The organism is Nocardia coffeae, assembly GCF_019890715.1.
Taxonomy (GTDB): Bacteria; Actinomycetota; Actinomycetes; order Mycobacteriales; family Mycobacteriaceae; genus Nocardia; species Nocardia jiangxiensis.
Genome location: NZ_JAINZY010000004.1, coordinates 221,267 through 240,013, shown reverse-complemented (window position 1 = coordinate 240,013; position 18,747 = coordinate 221,267). Strand labels below are relative to the sequence as shown.

Here is an 18,747-nt window from a genome sequence, read left to right as displayed (position 1 = left end):
GCCGCTCAGATCGGGAGCAGTCCCCCGACGACGGCGGTCAGCTGCCGGGCCGACCGGCATTCGTACATCTCGACGATCTCCGCATACCGTTTGGCGGCAGAATCACCTGTGCCCCAGGACTTTTCCGCCTCGGGATTGAGCCAGTACGCATGTTTGGCGGTATCGGCGAGACGGCGAAGAGTATCGAGCGCGGGATCGCGATAGTTGGTGCGCGCGTCGCCGAGAATCAGCAGCGAGGTGCGGCTGGTGACCGCGTCCGGCCACTGTTCGGCGAATCCTTCCAGGGCGGCACCGTAATCCGAGTGCCCCTCGATGCCCACCACCTTGGTCTCGGTGAAGATGCGCCGAGTCACCTGATCCAGCGGCGTCACCTGATCGAACAGGTGCGTCACCTCGTCGGCGCGATCCACGAACGCGAAGATCCGCACCCGGGAGAACTGTTCGCGCAACGCGTCCACCAGCAACATGGTGAAACTGGAGAATCCCGCCACCGAGCCCGAGATATCGCACAGCAGAACCAGATCCGGACGTCCGGGACGCGGTTTGCGCGAGGCGAGATCGATCGGCACCCCGCCGGTGGACATCGACCGCCGCAACGTCTTGCGCAGATCGATCTCCCCGCGCCGGGCGCGACGACGGCGCGCGGCCAGCCGGGAGGCCAGCACCCGGGCCAGACGCTGACTGCTGCGCCGCAGCTCGGCCAGTTCGTTCTCGGAGATGCGCAGGAAATCCGCATCCTCGGCCTGTCGCTGCACGCCGTAGGTGGCGACGCGTTCGCGGCCGATCCGCTCGGCCACCCGGCGCCGGGTCTCGGCCTCCACGGTGCCGCGGAACTCCTTGACCCGCGCCCGCGCGGCCCGGCGCGCGACCTCCGAACCGAAATCCGAATCGTCCACTCCCGCGGCCAATCCCGCGAGCAACTTGCTCACCAGCAGTTCGGGCTGCACATCCTTGAGCGTCTGATAGGCGGAGAACGACGGGCCGTTGGCCGATCGATACTGTCCCATCTGCTCGACCATCTGCGCGGCGAGCTGCTGCAACTGCTGGGTCCGCTCGCCGGAGGGATCCGCGACGAGCAACTCGGCCAGCATCTTTCGCAGTTCGAGGATGTCGACCTCGCCGTCGGGCCGACGCGGGATCTCCACCTCGTCCGCACCGGTGCGCTCGCCGAGCGCAGCGGGGAACCACAGGTCGAACAGGCCGTCGAAGGTGGCGCGCTGGGTGGTGCGGCGCAGCAGCGCGCAGGCCAGGCCCTCGCGCACCATCTCGCGGTCCATCAGATCCAGGACCGCGATGACCTGCCCGGCGTCCACCGTCTCCGAGGGACCGACCGGAATTCCCCTGGCGCGCAACGCCTCCACGAAGCCGACCAGATGCCCGGACAGCCCGTGCGGCGCCGCGTCCGGGAGGTCGGCGGGCGGGCGTTCCGTTCCGGGCGTTCGGGCTTTGCCGCCGAACATCAGGCCAGCTTCAACTCGGCCAGCGCACGCTGGTGATCGCTGTGATGTTTGAGCACCACGCCGAGGGTGGCGCGCACGGACCTGTCGTCCAGATCCTTCAGGCCCAGAGCCAGCAGCGTGCGGCCCCAGTCGATCGACTCCGCCACCGAGGGCAGCTTCTTGAGCTGCATACCGCGCAGCACGTGCACGATCCGCACCAGCTGCGCGGCGACCGCCGGTTTGAGTTCGGGCACCCGGCTGGCCAGGATGCGCCGTTCGAGCTCCTCGTCGGGGAAGTCGATGTGCAGGTAGAGGCAGCGGCGCTTGAGCGCCTCGGACAGCTCACGGGTGGCGTTGGAGGTCAGCACCACGAACGGGGTGCGGGTGGCGGTGATGGTGCCCAGTTCCGGGACGGTGACCGCGAAATCGCTGAGCACCTCGAGCATCAGGCCCTCGATCTCGACATCGGCCTTGTCCGCCTCGTCGATCAGCAGCACCGTGGGATCGCTGCGCCGGATCGCGGTCAGCAGCGGGCGAGAGAGCAGGAACTCCTCGCTGAACACGTCGGATTTCGTTTCCGCCCAACCGTTCTCGGCCGTACCGGACTCGGCTCCGGCCGCCCCGGCCTGGATCCGCAGGATCTGCTTGGCGTGATTCCACTCGTACAGCGCCCGCGCCTCGTCGATGCCCTCGTAGCACTGCAGCCGGACCAGTTCCGCGCCCGCGACCTGCGCGACCGCGCGGGACAGCTCGGTCTTACCGACACCGGCCGGACCTTCGATGAGTAGGGGTTTGCCCAGGCGATCGGCGAGGAATACCGAGGTCGCGGTCGCCTTGTCGGACAGGTAGCCGGTCGTGGCGAGGCGGGAGATCACATCCTCGACCGACGCGAAGATCGGTTCGTGCACCGGGGTCTGCACTGTTGGACTCCATCCTTGCGAAGTGGGCGGCCACTCCCGTCGGCCCTATCGGCCGCTACTCGACTGTATACCGTACAAACGTAACTTACCCATCGGTAACGTCACCTCGACGGTAAGGGTGCTGTCGCCGTCATGCGCCTCGCCTCATGGCCTGACCTGGCCGTCTCCCCACACGATCCACTTGGTGGAGGTGAGTTCGGGCAGCCCCATCGGGCCGCGGGCGTGCAACTTCTGGGTCGAGATGCCGATCTCCGCGCCGAAGCCGAACTGCTCGCCGTCGGTGAACGCGGTGGACGCGTTCACCATGACCGCGGCCGCGTCCACGCGATCGGTGAACTCGCGCGCGGCGCGCAGATCCGCGGTGACGATGGCCTCGGTGTGGCCGGTACCCCACCGATTGATGTGTTCGACGGCCGCGTCCAGGTCGTCGACGACCTGCAACGCGATGTCCAGCGACAGATACTCCTGCGCCCAGTCCTCCTCGGTGGCGGGCACCAGTCCCGGCAGATCACCGTGCACGGTGACGCCCACGCCCTCGAGCGCACCGATCAGCCGGGGCACGGCGGCCTCGGCAACGGCCCGGTCGATCAGCACCGTCTCGGCGGTGTTGCACACGCTCGGCCGCCTGGTCTTGGCGTTGAGCAGGATCGACTCGGCCATATCCAGATCGGCGGCGGAGTGCACGTAGACGTGGCAGTTACCGGTGCCGGTCTCGATGGTGGGCACCTGCGCGTCGCGCACGACGGCCTCGATCAGCCCGGCGCCACCGCGCGGGATCACCACGTCGACCAGGCCGCGCGCCTGGATCAGATGGGTGACGCTGGAGCGGTCGTGACTCGGCAGCAGTTGCACCGCGTCGGCCGGAAGTCCCTGTGCGACAAGCGCATCGCGCAGCACCTCGACCAGGGCGGCATTCGAGCGCGCCGCCGAGGACGAGCCGCGCAGCAGCGCGGCGTTACCGGATTTGAGCGCCAGGCCGAACGCGTCGACCGTGACGTTGGGCCGCGCCTCGTAGACCATGCCGACCACACCGAGCGGCACTCGCACCTGACGGATCTCCAGACCGTTGGGCAGCGTGGAACCGCGGATCACCACGCCGACCGGATCCGGCAGGCCCGCGACCTGACGCAGGCCCGCGGCGATGCCGTCGACCCGGGCCGAGGTCAGGCGCAACCGGTCCAGCAGCGAATCGGCGGTGCCGCCGGCGCGGGCGGTCTCGATGTCGTCGGCATTGGCCGCGAGCACCCGGTCCGCGGCGGCGAGGAGGGCATCGGCGCACGCCTGCAACGCGTCGTTCTTCTCGGCGGTGGTCAGCCGGGCGAGCGTGCGCGAGGCCACCCGGGCACGGCGAGCCGCGTCGTGCACCGCCGTGCGGACGTCGTCGAGATCCGGGGCAGTGGGAGTGGGACCATCCGTCACCCGACCGCCGCCCGTCAACGAATCACTACGCGATGCTGTCATGTCGACCAGCGTACTGACCGGGTGATACATCCCACCCCGGCATCCCCCGGCGAACCATTGCCGACCCGGGAGACCCATTCCTAAGATGTCTGACATCTGACAGGAGGTATCGCCGTGGAGCTGACGCCGGTGGCGACCGGATCGACCGTGGACGCCGTGCTGGACCAATTGCAGGCGAGTGTGATGAGCGGGACGTGGCCGGTGGGCCAACGCATTCCCGGCGAACTCGAGCTCACTCGGCAGTTGCGGGTCAGCCGCCCCGCGGTGCGCGAGGCGATCCGGGCGCTGAGCCACATCGGCCTGCTCGAGGTGCGGCGCGGCGACGGCACCTATGTGCGCAGCACCGCCGATCCGCGCCCGCTGCTCCAGCGGATGCAGCGCTGCGACGTGCGCGACGTCTTCGAGGTACAACTCGCCTACGACGTCCAGGCGGCCCGCCTGGCCGCGCGCCGTCGCACCGACGCCGACCTCGCCAGGCTCACCGAACTGCTCGAGGCGCGCGATACCGCCTCGGACGCAGGCGAATTCGGCGACGCCGATGCGCAGTTCCACCTCGCGATCATCGAGACCACCCGTAATCCGGTGCTCATCGAAGCCGCCCGGTTCTTCGCGACCCGGTTGCGCGAGGCGCTGGGCGCGGTGCGCCTGGATCACGAGGTGCCCGAGGCGGGCCCCGCGCCGCACCGCGCGGTGCTCGACGCGATCGCCGCGGGTGATGCCGAGGCGTCCGGGCGATTGGCCGCCGCCGTGGTGGAACCGACTCTGGCCGTGCTGGATTCGCTGACCGAGCAGGAGAGACGATGACGGGACATCGGCTACGCCTGCTGCTGATCGTGCTGGTCGCGATCAATCTGCGCCCGGCGGTGACGGCGGTCGGCCCGCTGCTCGACGAGATTCAGCGGCAGTTGCACCTATCCGGCGCCGCGGCGGGCGCGATGACGACGCTGCCGCTGGTCTGCTTCGGTCTCTACGGTCTGATCGCGCCGTTCCTGCGACGTTCGCCCGCACCGGAAACTCTGCTGGTCGCCGCGATGGGCTTGCTCACCGCGACGTTGCTGATCCGGATCATCCCGGTGACGGCGGTGTTGTTCGCAGGCTCGCTGGTGGCCGGTGTCGCGATCAGCATCGGCAATATCGCGGTGCCCGCGATCATCAAACGCGACTATCCAGAGCGGGTCACCACGGTGACGGCGGTGTACACCGTCGCGGTCACCGTCGGCGCGGCGGGCGCTTCGGCGCTGGCCGTCCCGGTCGAGCACGGTCTGCGTTCGAGCTGGCGACTTCCGTTGGCACTGTTGGCCATTCCCGCGCTGGTGGCGGGGCTGGCCTGGCTGCCGCGGATGCTGCGCGCCCGTGGACAGGGCGCGAGCGCACCGGGCGGGCACGGCGAGTTGTGGCGCGACAAACTCGCCTGGCAGGTGACCGCGTTCATGGGGTTGCAGTCGCTGCTGGCCTACGCGGTGATCGGCTGGATGCCGACCATCTGCATCGATCGCGGCATGGGCAAGGAAGCCGCCGGATACGCGGTGTCCCTGGTCAGTCTGACGCAGGCGGTCGGGGCGATGGCCGTGCCGATCTTCGAGCGACGCCTCACCGATCAGCGTCCGCTGGTGGGCGCCGTCGTGGTGCTGAACCTCATCGGCTTCGCCGGAATCGCCTGGGCCCCCATCGGTTCGGTGTGGAGGTGGGCGGTGGTGCTGGGCATCGGCCAGGGCGTGGCCTTCGCCGCCGCACTGTCCTTCCTGGGCCTGCGCGCCCCCGACGCGCACACCGCCCGCCAATTGTCCGGTATGGCACAGGGTGTCGGTTACGTCCTCGCCGCGACCGGTCCGCTGGTCCTGGGCGCGCTGCACGATGCGGCGCGCAGTTGGACCCTGCCGATGATCATCATGCTCGGCGTCGCGGTACTCACCGGCCTTCCCGGTCTGGCCGCGGGCCGCGACCGCACCGTCCTGCCCCATCGCGCACCGGCGGCCCGAGAAGCCGCGCATGCCACTAATTGACCACTAGCGCAATCCCGCTCGTGACAGACGCAACAATCACGCGCGGTCGACTGCTCAGGCGGCCGCGGTGTGATGAGCCACCAGGGTGGACATCTGGGCGGCGACGCGTTCGAGAGGTGCGGGCGAGCGGGTGGCCAGGGACATCACCACCGCGCCCTCGACCGCGGCGATGATGGTGGTCGCCAGGGACCGGGCCAGTTCGGGTGCGATGCGTTCGGCGCGCAGACGTTCGGCGAGGATCGACTCCCAGTCGGCGAAGGTCTCCCCCGCCGCGTCGGCGGCCTCGGGGGCGTCGGCGCGGCCCAGGGCGGCTGCCACGATCGGACAGCCCGCGGTGAAATCACTGTCGATGACCGTATCCCGCCAGAGCGCCGGAAATGCGGCCAGGCACGTGGCCATATCCGAACTCGCGGCGACCGAGCGCATCAGCGCGCTGTAGGCGCGACCGGCGCTACGGGTCGCCTCGGCGACCAGTTCCGATTTGCCGGACGGGAAATTCAGATATATCGAACGCCGCGAGACGCCGCTGCACTGCAGCAACTGCGCGATACCGGTCCCGGCCACGCCGTTGCGCCGGATGAGATCGATCGCGCCCTCGATCAGCCGATCCCGCACTCCCATGGGCGACCTTCCTGGTACGCATTTCCGCTGTCTCACCAGCATACCTTGCCGCTATACCGATCGGTGTACTACCCTCCCATTACACCGATCGGTCTACCCGTTGGTGACCGCAGACGAGGGAGCACGACGATGGCGAATCCGCACGACCCCCTACCGCTGCCCTGCGGGCAGACACTGCCCAACCGGATCATGAAATCCGCGCTCAGCGAGGGGCTGGGCAACGCGGCCCTGGCCCCGGACGAACGCTTGCGGCGGCTCTACAGTCGTTGGAGCACAGGCGGTTTCGGCCTGATCGTCACCGGCAACGTGATGATCGACCGGACACAGCTCGGCGAGCCGGGCAACGTCACGATCACCGACGACCGGGACCTCGATGCGCTGACCCGCTGGGCGAAGGCGGCGAAGGAGGGCGGCACGCCGATCTGGATGCAGCTGAATCACCCTGGGCGGCAGGCCAATCCGCTCGCCGGACGGCACCGTCCCGTCGCTCCCTCGGCGATCGCGCCGTCCATCCCCGGCATGCCGACGCCGCGGGCGCTGAGCGAGGATGAGATCGTCGAGCTGATCGAGCGTTTCGCCACCGCCGCCCGGGTGGCCGAGGCCGCGGGGTTCGACGGGGTGCAGGTCCACGGCGCGCACGGATATCTCGTCTCGCAATTCCTCTCGCCGCTGTCCAACCAGCGCACCGATGCCTGGGGCGGGGACGCCGCGCGGCGGATGCGTTTCGCCCTCGAGGTGGTGCGGGCGATTCGCGGCGCGGTGCGGCCCGGCTTCGCGGTGGCGGTGAAACTCAATTCCGCCGACTTCCAGCGCGGCGGATTCAGCGAGGACGAATCGCGAGACGTGCTCGAGGCGCTCGCCGCCGAGAGTCTGGACCTGCTCGAAATCAGCGGCGGCAGTTACGAATCCCCAGCCATGATGGGACGGCCGCGCCAGGCCGAGAGCACCCGGGCCCGCGAGGCGTACTTCCTCGAATACGCCGAGACGGTCCGGCATTCGGCGGGCGCGGTGCCGCTCGCGGTCACCGGCGGTTTCCGGTCGCGGGCGGCGATGTCCGCGGCGATCGAATCCGGAGCGTGCGATGTGGTCGGCATCGGTCGGCCGACTGCCGTACTGCCCGACGCCGCACGCGATCTGCTGGAGGGCCGCACCGATGTGCTACGCACACCGGCCATCTCGCTGGGGCTGCGCGGACCACTCGCCCGCAGCGGCGGTCTCAAATCCTTCGACGGCGCGCTGGATCTGCAGTGGCACACCGATCAACTGCATCGGCTCGGCGCCGGACTGAATCCGGATCCGGCCCGTTCCCCGTGGCGCACGGCGGCCACGATGGTGCGGCGCAACGGAATCGAGGCGCTGCGGCCCCGGCGCGGCGGGTCCGGATCGCGCCCCGACCCGCTGGCTCGCAAGTTCGCCGTCGAACGCAATGTCGGTCGGTACGTGGTGAATCCGCTGTTCCGCAACCTGAACCGGATCGGGATCCGGTCGAGTTTCGCGACCGAACTCGAGACGATCGGCCGCAAGTCCGGACAGCCGCGCCGGGTTCCGGTCTCGGTCCGGTTCGAGGACGACGGCGCCTGGATCATCTGCCAGCACGGCCTGCGCTCGGGCTGGGGCAACAATGTCGCCGCCAACCCGAATATCCGTCTGCGTCAGGGAAACCAGTGGCGTAGCGGGATCGCCGAACTACGTCCCGAGGACGATGTCGTCGCCCGCGCCCGCGCCTTCGCACCCCATCGGCTGCTCGCCCCGCTCACCGCAGCCGGGTTCGCCGCCCTGCAGACGACCCCGGTCTCGGTGCGCGTGACGTTCACCGACGACCGGTAACCGCACTCCCGTCTCGAAGGCGAACGTGCGCCGGGCGTCCGGATCGGTGATCCCGATCCGGACGTAGCCGAGGAAACTGAAGGCAGCCACTGGGATCACTCCTCGGGTGTTTCCGGTCGAGCCGAAAAGACATATAGCCGACGGTAATCGGAACAGCTCGGAGCGCTCGGTAGTCAATACGTAGCCCCGGTGACCGGGACGAATCGGTAGAAGATACGTAGTTCCACCGATTCGCCGTTCCCCGCGAGAGTCCACTGTGACTGGTAACACGAGTATGCAACCCGAACATGCCCAGTCCACATACTTCGAGACTGCATATGAGCCAACGGAGGAACATATGACCGTCACCGCGCTGCCCGTCACCGAACGCGCCGTTCCTGCCCGAGGCCACGCGAGCGATTCCGACCGGCAGCCCGCGCACGCCGCGGCCCGGCCGATCCCGGTGTCGATGATCGAGCGGATGACGCTGATCCTGGACGTGTTCGACGCCGCGACCCCGACGCTGACCCTGGTGGAAATCGTTGAGCGGACCGGACTTCCGCGGTCGACCGTGCACCGGATCCTGGATCAGATGATCCGGCTGCGCTGGCTCGCGCACACCTCCGGCGGCTACCGGCTGGGCATGCGCACCCTGGAACTGGGCGGCCTGGCCGCCGATCACAACGAGACCCGCGACGCGGTCGGCCCACTGCTGCACGAACTGGCCCAACGCACCGGTCTGGTCGGTCATCTGGCCGTACTGGACGGCCGCGAGGTGGTGTACCTGGACAAGGTCGGCGGCCGGTTCGCCGCCGCACTGCCGACCCGCCTCGGTGGCCGGATGCCCGCGCACGCAACGGCTCTGGGCAAGGCGATGCTCTCGACGCTGGAGCCGCCCATCGCCGAATCGGTGGTCCGCACCCGTCCGGCGCGGCTCACCGCGCGCACGGTCTGTGAGCCCGAGGCATTGCGGCGCGAACTCGAGCGCATCCGGCTTCGCCAGGGCGTGGCGATCGACCACGAGGAGGCGATGGCCGGAATCGCCTGTGTCGCAGCGCCGGTGCGCGTGCGCGGCGCGGCCCCCGCGGCGCTGTCTCTCACCGGCCCGGCCGATGCGATGGGTTTCGATCGGCTGGCCCGGGTCGTACTCGAGGTCGCGCACGAGGCCGGACGCGCCCTGTTCCCGAGGCGTGCGCGGGGCCGTTAGTCCGGACGTGGATTCACCCGGCGCGCGATCCGCGCCACCCAGGCCGCGGTCTCCACGTTCCCGTCCGCGTCGGCCCGCACCCCTTCGAGGGCTTCCGGCGACAGGACCGCGGTGATCCGGCCGCGATAGCGCGCGGGCTGCAGGTCCTCCAATTCCCATCCCTCGCCGAATGATTCGCGAATCATGCTGTCGCTGATCCGCGGCCCGAAGCCGGGCTCGGCATCGGAGAGCGCCAGCAGCAGGACTCGACCGCCCGGTGCGCACAGCGCGTGCAGGGCCCGCACGTAGGCGGACCGCGCCTGGGAATCCTCCCGGAAGACGTGGAACAGCGCACTGTCCAGAATCGTGTCGAAGACGCCGAGTTCGGCCGCGAGGCCGGGATCGCCGCCGATCGCGACCATATCGGCGAGTTCGAATCGCGCAGCGGGAACGCCCTTGTGCGCGGCGTTGGCGCGCGCGTAGGCGACCGCGCTGGGCGAGAGATCCACGCCGAGCACGTCGTAGCCGAGGGAGGTCAGTGCAATGGTGTGCTCACCCGCGCCGCACCCGGGATCCAGGACACGACCACGGATCCAGCCCTCCCGCTCCAAGGCCAGCACCTGCGGCTGCGGCTCCCCGATCACCCAGGGGGCGGTGTCGTTGTCGTAGACGGTGTTCCAGGTCTCTGCGGACTGAGTCATGAGTCCAGCCTGCAACCTCAACCACGGTAGAGGTCAACCGATCGTGGACGAAATTGTCTCCGAGCAGTTCAGAGCCTGTTCTCGGCCAGCCAGCGCTTGGCCCGCGTCGCCGAGGCCCGGGACAACCAGGCGTCCTGCACGACCTCGCGCAACTCGTCCAGGTGCAGTTCGCCGAGCCGGCCCGCGCGGACCAGGACCGAGGAATGCCCGTCGAAATGCGCGGTGCTGAACCAGGGCGACTCCTGATCCTGCACCAGTGCCAGCTTGTCGGACTCGGAGGGAACCCAGATCACGATCACATCCGGATAGCGGTCCCCGGCGTCCGGATCGACCGCGTCCGGGCGCGGGGTCCGGAAGAAGATGAACGACTTGCGCCCGACCTGATAGATCGGATTCTCCTGCGGACCGTACTCGACCGTGACGTGCGGCATGGCCAGCGCCAACTCGTGCACGTCCTCGACCCGGGCGCGCCGTGATCGGGGCACGGGTCAGTCCGCCAGCCCGGTGAGCAGGGCTCGGGTGCGGACCGCCTCCTCGCCGCCGACGAAGACAGCGCCGACGAATTCGGTGGCGCCTGCGTGGAAGATGGACCGAATGCGTTCGGCGACATACTCTTCCGAACCGATGATGGCCAGATCCGCCGGGCCCTCGGCGCCTTCGCGATCCATCATCGCCCGGTACGAGGGCAGCGAACCGTAGGCGGCGTAGACCTTGGCCGCCTGCTCCCGGGCGCCGTCCACGTCATCGGTGACGCACACCGGCAGCGGGCACACCACACGCGGTGCGGGGCGTCCCGCCTCGGCCGCGGCGGCCGTGATCGCCGGTGCGACGTGATCGCGAACGGTCGCCGGACCCGTCATCCACAGCACGGTGCCGTCGGTGACCCGGCCCGCGAGTTTGAGCATCGCCGGACCCATCGCGGCCAGCAACACCGGCACCGATCCCTCGTTCGGCACCGACAGCGCCAGATTGGCCTTCACCGTCTCGCCGGCGAAAGAGACCGGCTTGTTCTCCAGCAGCGGCATCAGCACCGACAGGTATTCGCGCATGTGCCGGGCCGGGCGTTCGAAGCTGTACCCGAACATGTTCTCGATCACGATCTTGTGCGACAGGCCGAGACCGAGCGTGAGCCGCCCCGGACCGACCGCGAGCGCTGTCGTGCGCGCCTGCTGGGCCAGCGCGCCGGGATGACGCGGATAGCTCGGCACGACGCCGGTGCCGATATCGATCCCCGGCACCTGACTGCCCGCGACGGCCAGCGCGGTGAGCGCGTCCACGCCGAAGATGTGCGTCATCCAGGCGGAGTTGAAGCCCTCGTCCGCAGCGCGGCGCAGCTCGTCGGTCAGGCCGCGCAGGCCCTCGGGCCCGGTCGGTTCGTTCAACAGGATGCCGATACGCACAGCGGGCCTCCTCGGTCGTCGGATGCTTCTCGCTCGTGGCCCGCACCGGCGCCGACCACGCATCGGCAAGCCTATGCCCGCCGGATCGGTGGCCCGCAGCCGGTTCGCCGCGAGGTCGATTCGAGCGATCCGGGCACGCGCTAGTGTGGCGGATATGGCGCGGCGTGTCAGCGGGAACCTTCCCGCCGAGGTCACCAGCTTCGTCGGCCGCCACGACGAACTGGCAGCCGCGAAGCGTCTGCTGTCGACCACGCGAGTGCTGACGCTGCTCGGGCCGGGCGGCGTCGGCAAGACGCGCCTGTCGCGTCGACTCGGCGCATCGGTCGGACGGGCCTTCCGCGACGGGGTCTGGGTGGTCGAACTCGCCGACGTGCGGGATCCGGATCTGGTGACGCTCAGCGTCGCCGAGGCGCTGCACCTGGGCGACGACACCAGCGATCCGCTGCCACGACTGCTGAAATTCCTCGCCACTCAGCGAATGCTGCTGGTCCTGGACAACTGCGAGCACCTGATCGACGCCTGCGCCGAACTGGTCGAGCGCATCGTCACCGCCACCCCGGCGGTGCAGGTGGTCGCGACCAGCCGTGAGGTGCTCGGTATCGCGGGCGAACAGGTGATGCCGGTGCCGCCGCTGCCGGTCGGTGGCCAGCCCCGCGGACGCGAGGAGCCGGGCGGCGACAGCGATGCGGTGCGGCTGCTGGTCGAGCGGGCCGGTGCGGTCGATCCCGGTTTCACCAGCACCACCGCCAACCGCGCGACGCTCGCCGCGATCTGCCGTCGTCTGGACGGGATGCCGCTGGCACTCGAGTTGGCGGCCTTGCGTTTTCGCGTCTTCACCCCCGCGCAGATCCTGGACCGTCTCGACAACACGATGACTCTGCTCAGCGCCGGTCCGCGCACCGCGCCGCGCCGTCAGCAGACCATCGAGGGCGCGATCCGCTGGAGCTATCAGCTGTGCACCGACGCGGAACAGACGCTGTGGCAACAACTCTCGGTCTTCGCCGGTGGGCTGGACATCGATGCCGCAGAGGCGGTGTGCGCGCTGTCCGCCGAGGGGCAGGATCTCGTCGGCGCACTCACCGGACTGGTCGACAAATCGGTGCTGCTGCTGCGTCAGGACGACGAGAAGGCCAGATATTCGATGCTGGAACCGATTCGGCAGTTCGGCCATGACCGGCTGATCGAATCCGGCACGGAGGCGGCTGTGCGGGCGCGCCATCGCGACCACTATCGACGGCTGGCATTGCGCGGACCGCGCGCCTACTGCAGCTCCGAGGATGTCGCCTGGTTCCGGGACCTGTCCCGCGAACACGCGAATCTCCGTTCGGCCCTGCAATTCTCGATGTCCGATGCGCCGCGCCTGGCCCTGGACACCGCCACCGCGCTGCGCCCGTACTGGGAGCACTACCGGTTCCTGTCCGAAGGCCGCCGCTGGCTCACCGACGCCCTGATGCGCACCCCGACGACGCCCTCGCGCGAGCGGGCACGCGGTCTGTCCTCGGCAGCGTCGCTCGCCGCGCTGCTGTCCGATCGCGAATCCGCGGCCGGATTCGTCGAAGAGAGCCTGGCGCTGGCGACCGAACTGGGCGCGGCGGACGTCCTCGCCGAGAACCGGCTGGACAGCGCCTTGATCGCATTCACCGACGGCGACACGCGGCGCGCGCTGACGATGGCCGAGCAGGCCGCCGCACTGGCCCGCGACGCCGGGCACACCACCACCGAAATGGACAGTCTCTCTTTCGGATTCATGTGCGCGACCTTGCTCGAGGACGACCGGTCGACCACCATCGCCGAAACCCTGCGAGCGTTGACCGAACGGCACGGCGTGCACCTGCTGGGCGGCCTGGCGCTGTGGACGGTCGGGGTCGATCATTGGCGGCACGGCAATCAGGAGGCGGCCGCGGCGTACATGAGTCGCGCGGTGGAGATGTTCGCCGAATTCGACCGATGTATCTGGCTGGCTTCGGCATTCGACGGTATGGCCTGGTCGGCGGCGGCCCGCGGCGATATGGTGCGCGCAGCACGGCTGATGGGCGCGGCGCAGACCCTACAGCGCGACACCGTGCGCCTGGCCCACGCCATCGCCACCGCGGTCGGTGAGAAGGTACGTGTCCAGGTCCTGGAAGAATTGGGCGAGAAGGGATTCCGCGAGGCGTACGACAGCGGCGCGGCCCTGACGCTGCCGGCCGCCATCGACTACGCGCTGGGCCGCACCGCCGCCCCCGCGCAGACCGAGCCGAGACCATTGCGCGCCGAACCGGTCGACGATGCGGCCGTCGACGTGCTCACCCGCCGGGAGAAGGACGTCACCCGGCTGGTCGCGGCCGGTCACAGCAACAAACGCATCGCCACGGATCTGGTGATCTCGGTGCGTACCGCCGAAACCCACGTCGAGCACATCCTGACCAAACTCGGCTTCACCTCCCGCACCCAGATCGCCGCCTGGGCCCGCGATCACGGTCTGTGAGAGTTATTCGCCGGTCACACCGTCGATCCGTTCGCGCAGCAGGTCGGCATGGCCGTTGTGGCGGGCATACTCCTCGATCATGTGCAGGTAGATCCAGCGCAGGCTGATCTCGCGACCGGTGCGCGGGTGGACGAAGGTGTAGTCCAGCGCGAGCGGGGCGACCGCGGCGTCGCACTGGTCGATCTCGTTGCGGTACAGCGCGAAATCGTGTGCCGCGTCGGCGGTGTCGACGTCGTCGAAATCGCCGTCCTGGTTCTGCTCGGTGGTGTGCTGGTATGGCACGTCCTGCGCCGCCGCACGTTTGCGGAACCAAGCTCGTTCCACCTCGGTCATATGCCTGACCAGGCCCAGCAACGTCATCGAGGATGGTTCGACACTGCGGATCACCAACTGTTCGGCGGTCAGGCCACGGCATTTCCACAGCAACGTCGCACGATGGTGATCGAGCCTGTTCTGCAGCATCGAACGCTCGTCCCCCACCACGAGTTGCGGCGAACGCGCTGTCTCCGGGGCGGTCCACGTCATCCCCCGAGGCTAAGCGGCCGGTCGTCGCGGCGAAACCGAATTCCGTAGCGCCCCGACGCGCCGAGCACGGACCACCGGCGGAGCCGATCCAGCCCCGCGAGCACCGGTGGCATGCAAAAATCACAATGGTGCACGAGATATGGCGGATCGATCAGGCCCGGACCCGCTCCATCAGCCCGGAGAACCCGACCGGCGCACCGGGCGGGGGCGGGCGCGCCACGGAGGGCACCGGCGCGCATGCGGCCGCGGAGCTGGGCGTCGGCTGGAAGATGTCGCCGTCGATCGATCTCTCGCCCGGCGAAACCGCCACCCTGGCCGACGTTTCCGGCCCCGGCGTGGTCCGGCACTTCTGGCTGACCACCGACCGCGCGGTGCTCAACGAGATGACGCTGCGGGTGTACTGGGACAACGATGCCGAACCAGCCATCGAGGTGCCGCTGGGGTCGTTCTTCTGCAACGCCTGGGAAGAACTGGCGCAGGTGAATTCGGAGATGGTGGTGGTCGCCCCGGCGGGCGGGCTGAACAGCTTCTGGCCCATGCCGTTTCGCGCGCACGCCCGCTTCACCCTGCACAACGGCGGCGATCGCTCGGTGCCGGTCTACTACCAGATCACCTATCTGGAAGAGGATGTGCCGCGCACCGCGGGCTATCTGCACGCATGGCGGCGGCTGAGCAATCCGCTGGGCAATCCGGCGATTCACACTGTGCTGGAGGATATTCCGGGACCGGGTCGCTATGTCGGCACCTATCTGGCGATCGTGCCCAACGCGCCGGGCTGGTGGGGTGAGGGCGAGATGAAGTTCTATCTCGACGGCGACACCGAATACCCCACCATCTGCGGCACCGGCACCGAGGATTTCTTCGGCGGCGCATGGAATTTCGACATGCAGGACGCCTACCACACCTACTCCACGCCCTATCTCGGCCTGGTGCAGGTACTGCCGCCGGACCAGATCTACCAGCCGCAGCAGCGTTTCGGCATGTACCGCTGGCATGTGCGCGACCCGATCTGCTTCGACCGGAGTCTGCGCGTCACCCTGCAGGCGCTCGGCTGGCGTGACGGCGGCCGGTATCTGCCACTGGAGGACGCCGAGGTCGCGACCACCTCGTGGTGGTATCAACACCGGTCGGTCACCGGGCGACGCCACCGTCTCTGAATCGGAATCCGCTGCCCGGCAGTGAAATTCATGATCGGGAGTCGGCGGTGACCACCTCGTGCCGGTGGGAGCGGTGCGAGCGCCGGTACTCGCTGGGCGAGATGCCGACCTCCCGGCCGAAGTGCGCGCGCAGGTTGGCCGCACTGCCGAGGCCGCAACGTCCGGCGACGACGTCCACCGAGAAGTCGGTGGCCTCCAACAACTCTCGCGCCCGGATCAACCGCTGGGTGAGCAGCCATCGCAGCGGTGTCGCACCGAGTTCGGCATGGAAACGCCGGGCCAGGGTCCGCTCACTCATCCCGGCCCGCTTGGCCAGATCGCCGACGGTGAGCGGAGTGTCGAGCCGTTCCAGCGCCCATTGCAGGGTCGCGGTGAGACCGGGATCGGTGGCCTGGGCGGGCACCGGCGCGGCCAGGAATTGGGCCTGGCCGCCCGCGCGATGCGGCGGGACGACCAGATTCCGGGCGACGGCATTGGCGATGCGTGAGCCGAGATCCTTGCGGACCAGGTGAATACACAGATCCATCCCCGCCATCGTGCCCGCGCTGGTGAGGATGCGGCCGTCATCGATGTAGAGCACCGACGGGTCGACGTCCATGCCGGGAAACCGGTCCAGCAGGACATCGACGTGCTTCCAGTGCGTGGTCATCCGCCGGCCGTCGAGCAGTCCCGCCGCGGCCAGTACGAAGGCTCCCGAGCACAGCGCCACGATCCGCGCCCCGCCCGCATAGGCCGCGCGCACGGCCTCGACCAGCTCGGCGGGCGGATCCTGCCGGACGTTCGGCGTGCTGGGGACGATGACGGTGCCGGCGGTGAGCAGGTCGTCGTAGTCGTAATCGGTGAGCGTGACGAACGGATCGCGAAGTGTCGCATGCCGAGTCCCGCGCGGGCCGCACAGCCGCAGGTCGTACCAGTCCGCTGCGTCGACACCGGGCGGCGGTTCGAAGAACACCTGATACGGAATCGCCACCTCGAACATCGGCTGCCCGGGAGCGACGGCGATGGCGACGGTCCGCTCGCGACGATCGGTCATGTCGGTAATCTAGCGCATATTGTCGATTCTGCCACTGGCTGCGCTTGGTTCGTGACGGGATAGTTGCACCCATGACTGTTTCCGCCAGTGTCAATGGGCTTGCACGAGTCGAGTTCGTGCCCCTGTCCGCATCATCGCGCCGATGGCGGGTGCTGGCGGTCGCGGCCGTCGCCCAATATCTGGCCATCCTGGATCTGTTCGCCGTCACGGTCGCCTTCCCCACCCTGCAGACATCCTTCGGCCACGCCTCGGCGAGCACCGTGTCCTGGGTGCTCAACGCCTACACGATCGTCATGGCCGCGCTGCTGGTTCCCGCGGGCCGTCTCGCCGACGACACCGGCCGCAAACGCGGATTCCTGCTCGGCATAGCGCTTTTCGGGCTGTCCTCGATCGCCTGCGCGGCCGCGCCCGGCCTGGGCGCGCTGATCGCCGCCCGCATCGTGCAGGCCGTGGCCGCGGCGCTGCTGGTACCGACCGGTCTCGGACTCGTACTGCCCTCGTTCGACAGGCGCGAACACCCGACCGTGATGGGCATCTGGACCGCGATCGCCGCCGCGGGCGCGGGCAGCGGACCGGTGATCGGCGGACTGCTGCTGCAGGCGGGCTGGCGCTGGATCTTCCTGCTCAACATCCCGTTCACGGTGGCGGCCTTCGTATTCGGGCTGCGCGTATTGCCCGATATCCGCGGGCAGAAGGGACGGAAACTCGACATGTTCGGCGCGGCACTGATTCTCGCCGCCACCGCCGCCCTGACCACCGTCTTCGTGCAGGCATCGGACTGGGGATACACCTCGCCCGCCACGATCGGCACGCTCCTGGCCGCGCTGGCGCTCGCGGGCGTTTTCGGCTGGCACGTGCGACGTCACCCGGATCCGGTCGTGAGCCCGGCTGTCCTGCGGCACAAGATGTTTCGCATCGCGACGGCCGGTGTGTTCGCCTACTACCTGGCCTTCGCCGCGCTGATCCTGGAGGGCACCCTGTTCCTGACCCGGCAGTGGCACTACTCGCAATTGGCCGCGAGCCTGGGCATCGCGCCAATCCCGATCAGCTGCCTGCTGCTCTCACCGCTGTCCGGACGCCTCGTGGCCCGGTTCGGTGCGCGGACCTGCGCGGCGCTGGGTGGGGCGACCATCGCGCTGGGCGCGGCATGGTGGATCCTCACGGCCGGAATCACCACGTCGTATCCGATCATGTTCCTGCCCGGCGCGATCCTCGCGGGGGCGAGTACCGCGCTGTTGCAGCCGCCGCTGTTCGGAGCCTCGGCACTGCTGCCCGTCGATCAGCTCTCGCTGGGTTCGGGGACGTTGATGATGGCGCGGCAGACCAGTTCCGCACTGGGCGTGGCGATTCTGACCGCCATTCTCGCGCGGGCGGCCGTTCCCGGACTCGGCGACTATCGCGCCGGATGGATGTACATGGTCGCGGTCGGTCTGCTCGCTGCCGTGGCCGGGCTGGCGTACCGGCCCGAGGCACGGGCTCAGCTCACCGCGGCGCCCCGCAGCCCCGGCCAGCCGTAAAGGCGCGGTCCGTCGGCCAGTCCGGCGATCGGATGCTGCTGCTGAGCCAACTCCGGGACCTGCGCGAGTTCCGGATTCTGCTTCACCAGCTCGCGCCGAACCTCGTCCATGTCCAGCCACATGATCTCCTGCACAACGTTTTCCAGTTGTTCGGAGGTCTTGAAACCGGGCTCGGCGTAGACCGGCAGGCCGTCACGGAAGGCCAGCAGCATCGGCAGGCTGCTGACCTGCGCGACGGCCGCCAACTGCTGTTCGACGTCGGCATCGACGGTGGCGTGCACGATATCCGGGTGCATCCGCGCGGATTCCTCGTACACCGGCGCGAATCTGGTGCACCACCCGCACCAGGTCGCCCAGAAGTCCACCAGAACGATGCCGCCGCGCGAGACGACCTGCTGGAAATTCTGCTGGTTCAGCGCCTGCGTAGGCATGCGGCCCTCCCGATATCACAACTCGCCTGCATGGCATCGGATTCTTCCACGAAACCCCGGCCACGTCACTGTCCGGGACA

17 protein-coding genes are annotated in these 18,747 nt (G+C 68.9%); 7 read left to right on the top strand and 10 right to left on the bottom strand.

The annotated features are described in order from the left end of the window. Positions 1 to 5: 5 nt before the first annotated feature. From K7711_RS17915 to K7711_RS17905, 3 genes are all read right to left on the bottom strand, one after another. The gene (locus K7711_RS17915) at positions 6 to 1,460 is read right to left on the bottom strand and encodes a vWA domain-containing protein (protein WP_222970558.1); all 1,455 of its coding nucleotides are present in this window, start codon (positions 1,458 to 1,460) and stop codon (positions 6 to 8) included. Then, the gene (locus tag K7711_RS17910) at positions 1,460 to 2,359 is read right to left on the bottom strand and encodes an AAA family ATPase (protein WP_067890863.1); all 900 of its coding nucleotides are present in this window, start codon (positions 2,357 to 2,359) and stop codon (positions 1,460 to 1,462) included. The genes K7711_RS17915 and K7711_RS17910 overlap by 1 nt, the downstream gene beginning before the upstream one ends. A gap of 144 nt (positions 2,360 to 2,503) precedes the next feature. Continuing rightward, the gene (locus K7711_RS17905) at positions 2,504 to 3,820 is read right to left on the bottom strand and encodes a glutamate-5-semialdehyde dehydrogenase (protein WP_222970557.1); all 1,317 of its coding nucleotides are present in this window, start codon (positions 3,818 to 3,820) and stop codon (positions 2,504 to 2,506) included. Between the two features lie 114 nt (positions 3,821 to 3,934). Here K7711_RS17905 and K7711_RS17900 point away from each other — a divergent pair, with 114 nt between their 5' ends. Together K7711_RS17900 and K7711_RS17895 are read left to right on the top strand one after the other, a co-directional pair. After that, positions 3,935 to 4,624, top strand: a complete 690-nt coding sequence (locus K7711_RS17900) for a FadR/GntR family transcriptional regulator (protein ID WP_222970556.1) — start codon at positions 3,935 to 3,937, stop codon at positions 4,622 to 4,624. Further along, on the top strand, positions 4,621 to 5,823 hold the full coding sequence (locus K7711_RS17895; RefSeq protein ID WP_222970555.1) for a CynX/NimT family MFS transporter: 1,203 nt from the start codon (positions 4,621 to 4,623) through the stop codon (positions 5,821 to 5,823). Before K7711_RS17900 ends, K7711_RS17895 begins: the two co-directional genes overlap by 4 nt. Before the next feature lie 54 nt (positions 5,824 to 5,877). On the opposite strand, the gene K7711_RS17890 is transcribed toward K7711_RS17895, so the two are convergent. Beyond that, positions 5,878 to 6,444, bottom strand: a complete 567-nt coding sequence (locus K7711_RS17890) for a TetR/AcrR family transcriptional regulator (RefSeq protein ID WP_222970554.1) — start codon at positions 6,442 to 6,444, stop codon at positions 5,878 to 5,880. A gap of 129 nt (positions 6,445 to 6,573) precedes the next feature. Here K7711_RS17890 and K7711_RS17885 point away from each other — a divergent pair, with 129 nt between their 5' ends. Both K7711_RS17885 and K7711_RS17880 read left to right on the top strand, forming a co-directional pair. Next, positions 6,574 to 8,271, top strand: coding sequence for a nitroreductase family deazaflavin-dependent oxidoreductase (locus K7711_RS17885; RefSeq protein ID WP_222970553.1), 1,698 nt, complete (start codon positions 6,574 to 6,576; stop codon positions 8,269 to 8,271). A gap of 337 nt (positions 8,272 to 8,608) precedes the next feature. Beyond that, the gene (locus K7711_RS17880; protein WP_222970552.1) at positions 8,609 to 9,457 is read left to right on the top strand and encodes an IclR family transcriptional regulator; all 849 of its coding nucleotides are present in this window, start codon (positions 8,609 to 8,611) and stop codon (positions 9,455 to 9,457) included. Here K7711_RS17880 and K7711_RS17875 read toward each other — a convergent pair. From K7711_RS17875 to K7711_RS17865, 3 genes are all read right to left on the bottom strand, one after another. Then, complete coding sequence (locus K7711_RS17875; RefSeq protein ID WP_222970551.1) at positions 9,454 to 10,137, bottom strand: class I SAM-dependent methyltransferase; 684 nt, start codon at positions 10,135 to 10,137, stop codon at positions 9,454 to 9,456. The two genes, K7711_RS17880 and K7711_RS17875, sit on opposite strands and share 4 nt — an antisense overlap. Before the next feature lie 68 nt (positions 10,138 to 10,205). Next, a complete protein-coding gene (locus K7711_RS17870) occupies positions 10,206 to 10,568 on the bottom strand; it encodes an MmcQ/YjbR family DNA-binding protein (protein WP_222970885.1) in 363 nt (120 codons plus the stop codon). 57 nt (positions 10,569 to 10,625) lie between these two features. Then, positions 10,626 to 11,537, bottom strand: coding sequence for an LLM class F420-dependent oxidoreductase (locus K7711_RS17865; RefSeq protein WP_222970550.1), 912 nt, complete (start codon positions 11,535 to 11,537; stop codon positions 10,626 to 10,628). Between the two features lie 154 nt (positions 11,538 to 11,691). On the opposite strand from K7711_RS17865, the gene K7711_RS17860 reads away from it, so the two are divergent. Then, positions 11,692 to 14,004, top strand: coding sequence for a LuxR C-terminal-related transcriptional regulator (locus K7711_RS17860; RefSeq protein WP_222970549.1), 2,313 nt, complete (start codon positions 11,692 to 11,694; stop codon positions 14,002 to 14,004). Between the two features lie 3 nt (positions 14,005 to 14,007). On the opposite strand, the gene K7711_RS17855 is transcribed toward K7711_RS17860, so the two are convergent. Beyond that, on the bottom strand, positions 14,008 to 14,529 hold the full coding sequence (locus K7711_RS17855; protein WP_222970548.1) for a DinB family protein: 522 nt from the start codon (positions 14,527 to 14,529) through the stop codon (positions 14,008 to 14,010). A gap of 125 nt (positions 14,530 to 14,654) precedes the next feature. On the opposite strand from K7711_RS17855, the gene K7711_RS17850 reads away from it, so the two are divergent. Further along, positions 14,655 to 15,686 (top strand): glycoside hydrolase family 172 protein, encoded by a 1,032-nt coding sequence (locus tag K7711_RS17850; protein WP_235747360.1) that lies wholly within the window; start codon positions 14,655 to 14,657, stop codon positions 15,684 to 15,686. Positions 15,687 to 15,714: 28 nt separating this feature from the next. Here the strand turns inward: K7711_RS17850 and K7711_RS17845 are convergent, their stop codons facing one another. Continuing rightward, positions 15,715 to 16,719, bottom strand: a complete 1,005-nt coding sequence (locus K7711_RS17845) for a GlxA family transcriptional regulator (protein WP_222970547.1) — start codon at positions 16,717 to 16,719, stop codon at positions 15,715 to 15,717. A 71-nt stretch (positions 16,720 to 16,790) separates the two neighbouring features. Here K7711_RS17845 and K7711_RS17840 point away from each other — a divergent pair, with 71 nt between their 5' ends. Further along, complete coding sequence (locus tag K7711_RS17840; protein WP_222970546.1) at positions 16,791 to 18,236, top strand: MFS transporter; 1,446 nt, start codon at positions 16,791 to 16,793, stop codon at positions 18,234 to 18,236. Here the strand turns inward: K7711_RS17840 and K7711_RS17835 are convergent. Next, positions 18,197 to 18,667, bottom strand: coding sequence for a thioredoxin family protein (locus K7711_RS17835; RefSeq protein WP_222970545.1), 471 nt, complete (start codon positions 18,665 to 18,667; stop codon positions 18,197 to 18,199). The genes K7711_RS17840 and K7711_RS17835 overlap by 40 nt on opposite strands. Between the last annotated feature and the right edge of the window lie 80 nt (positions 18,668 to 18,747).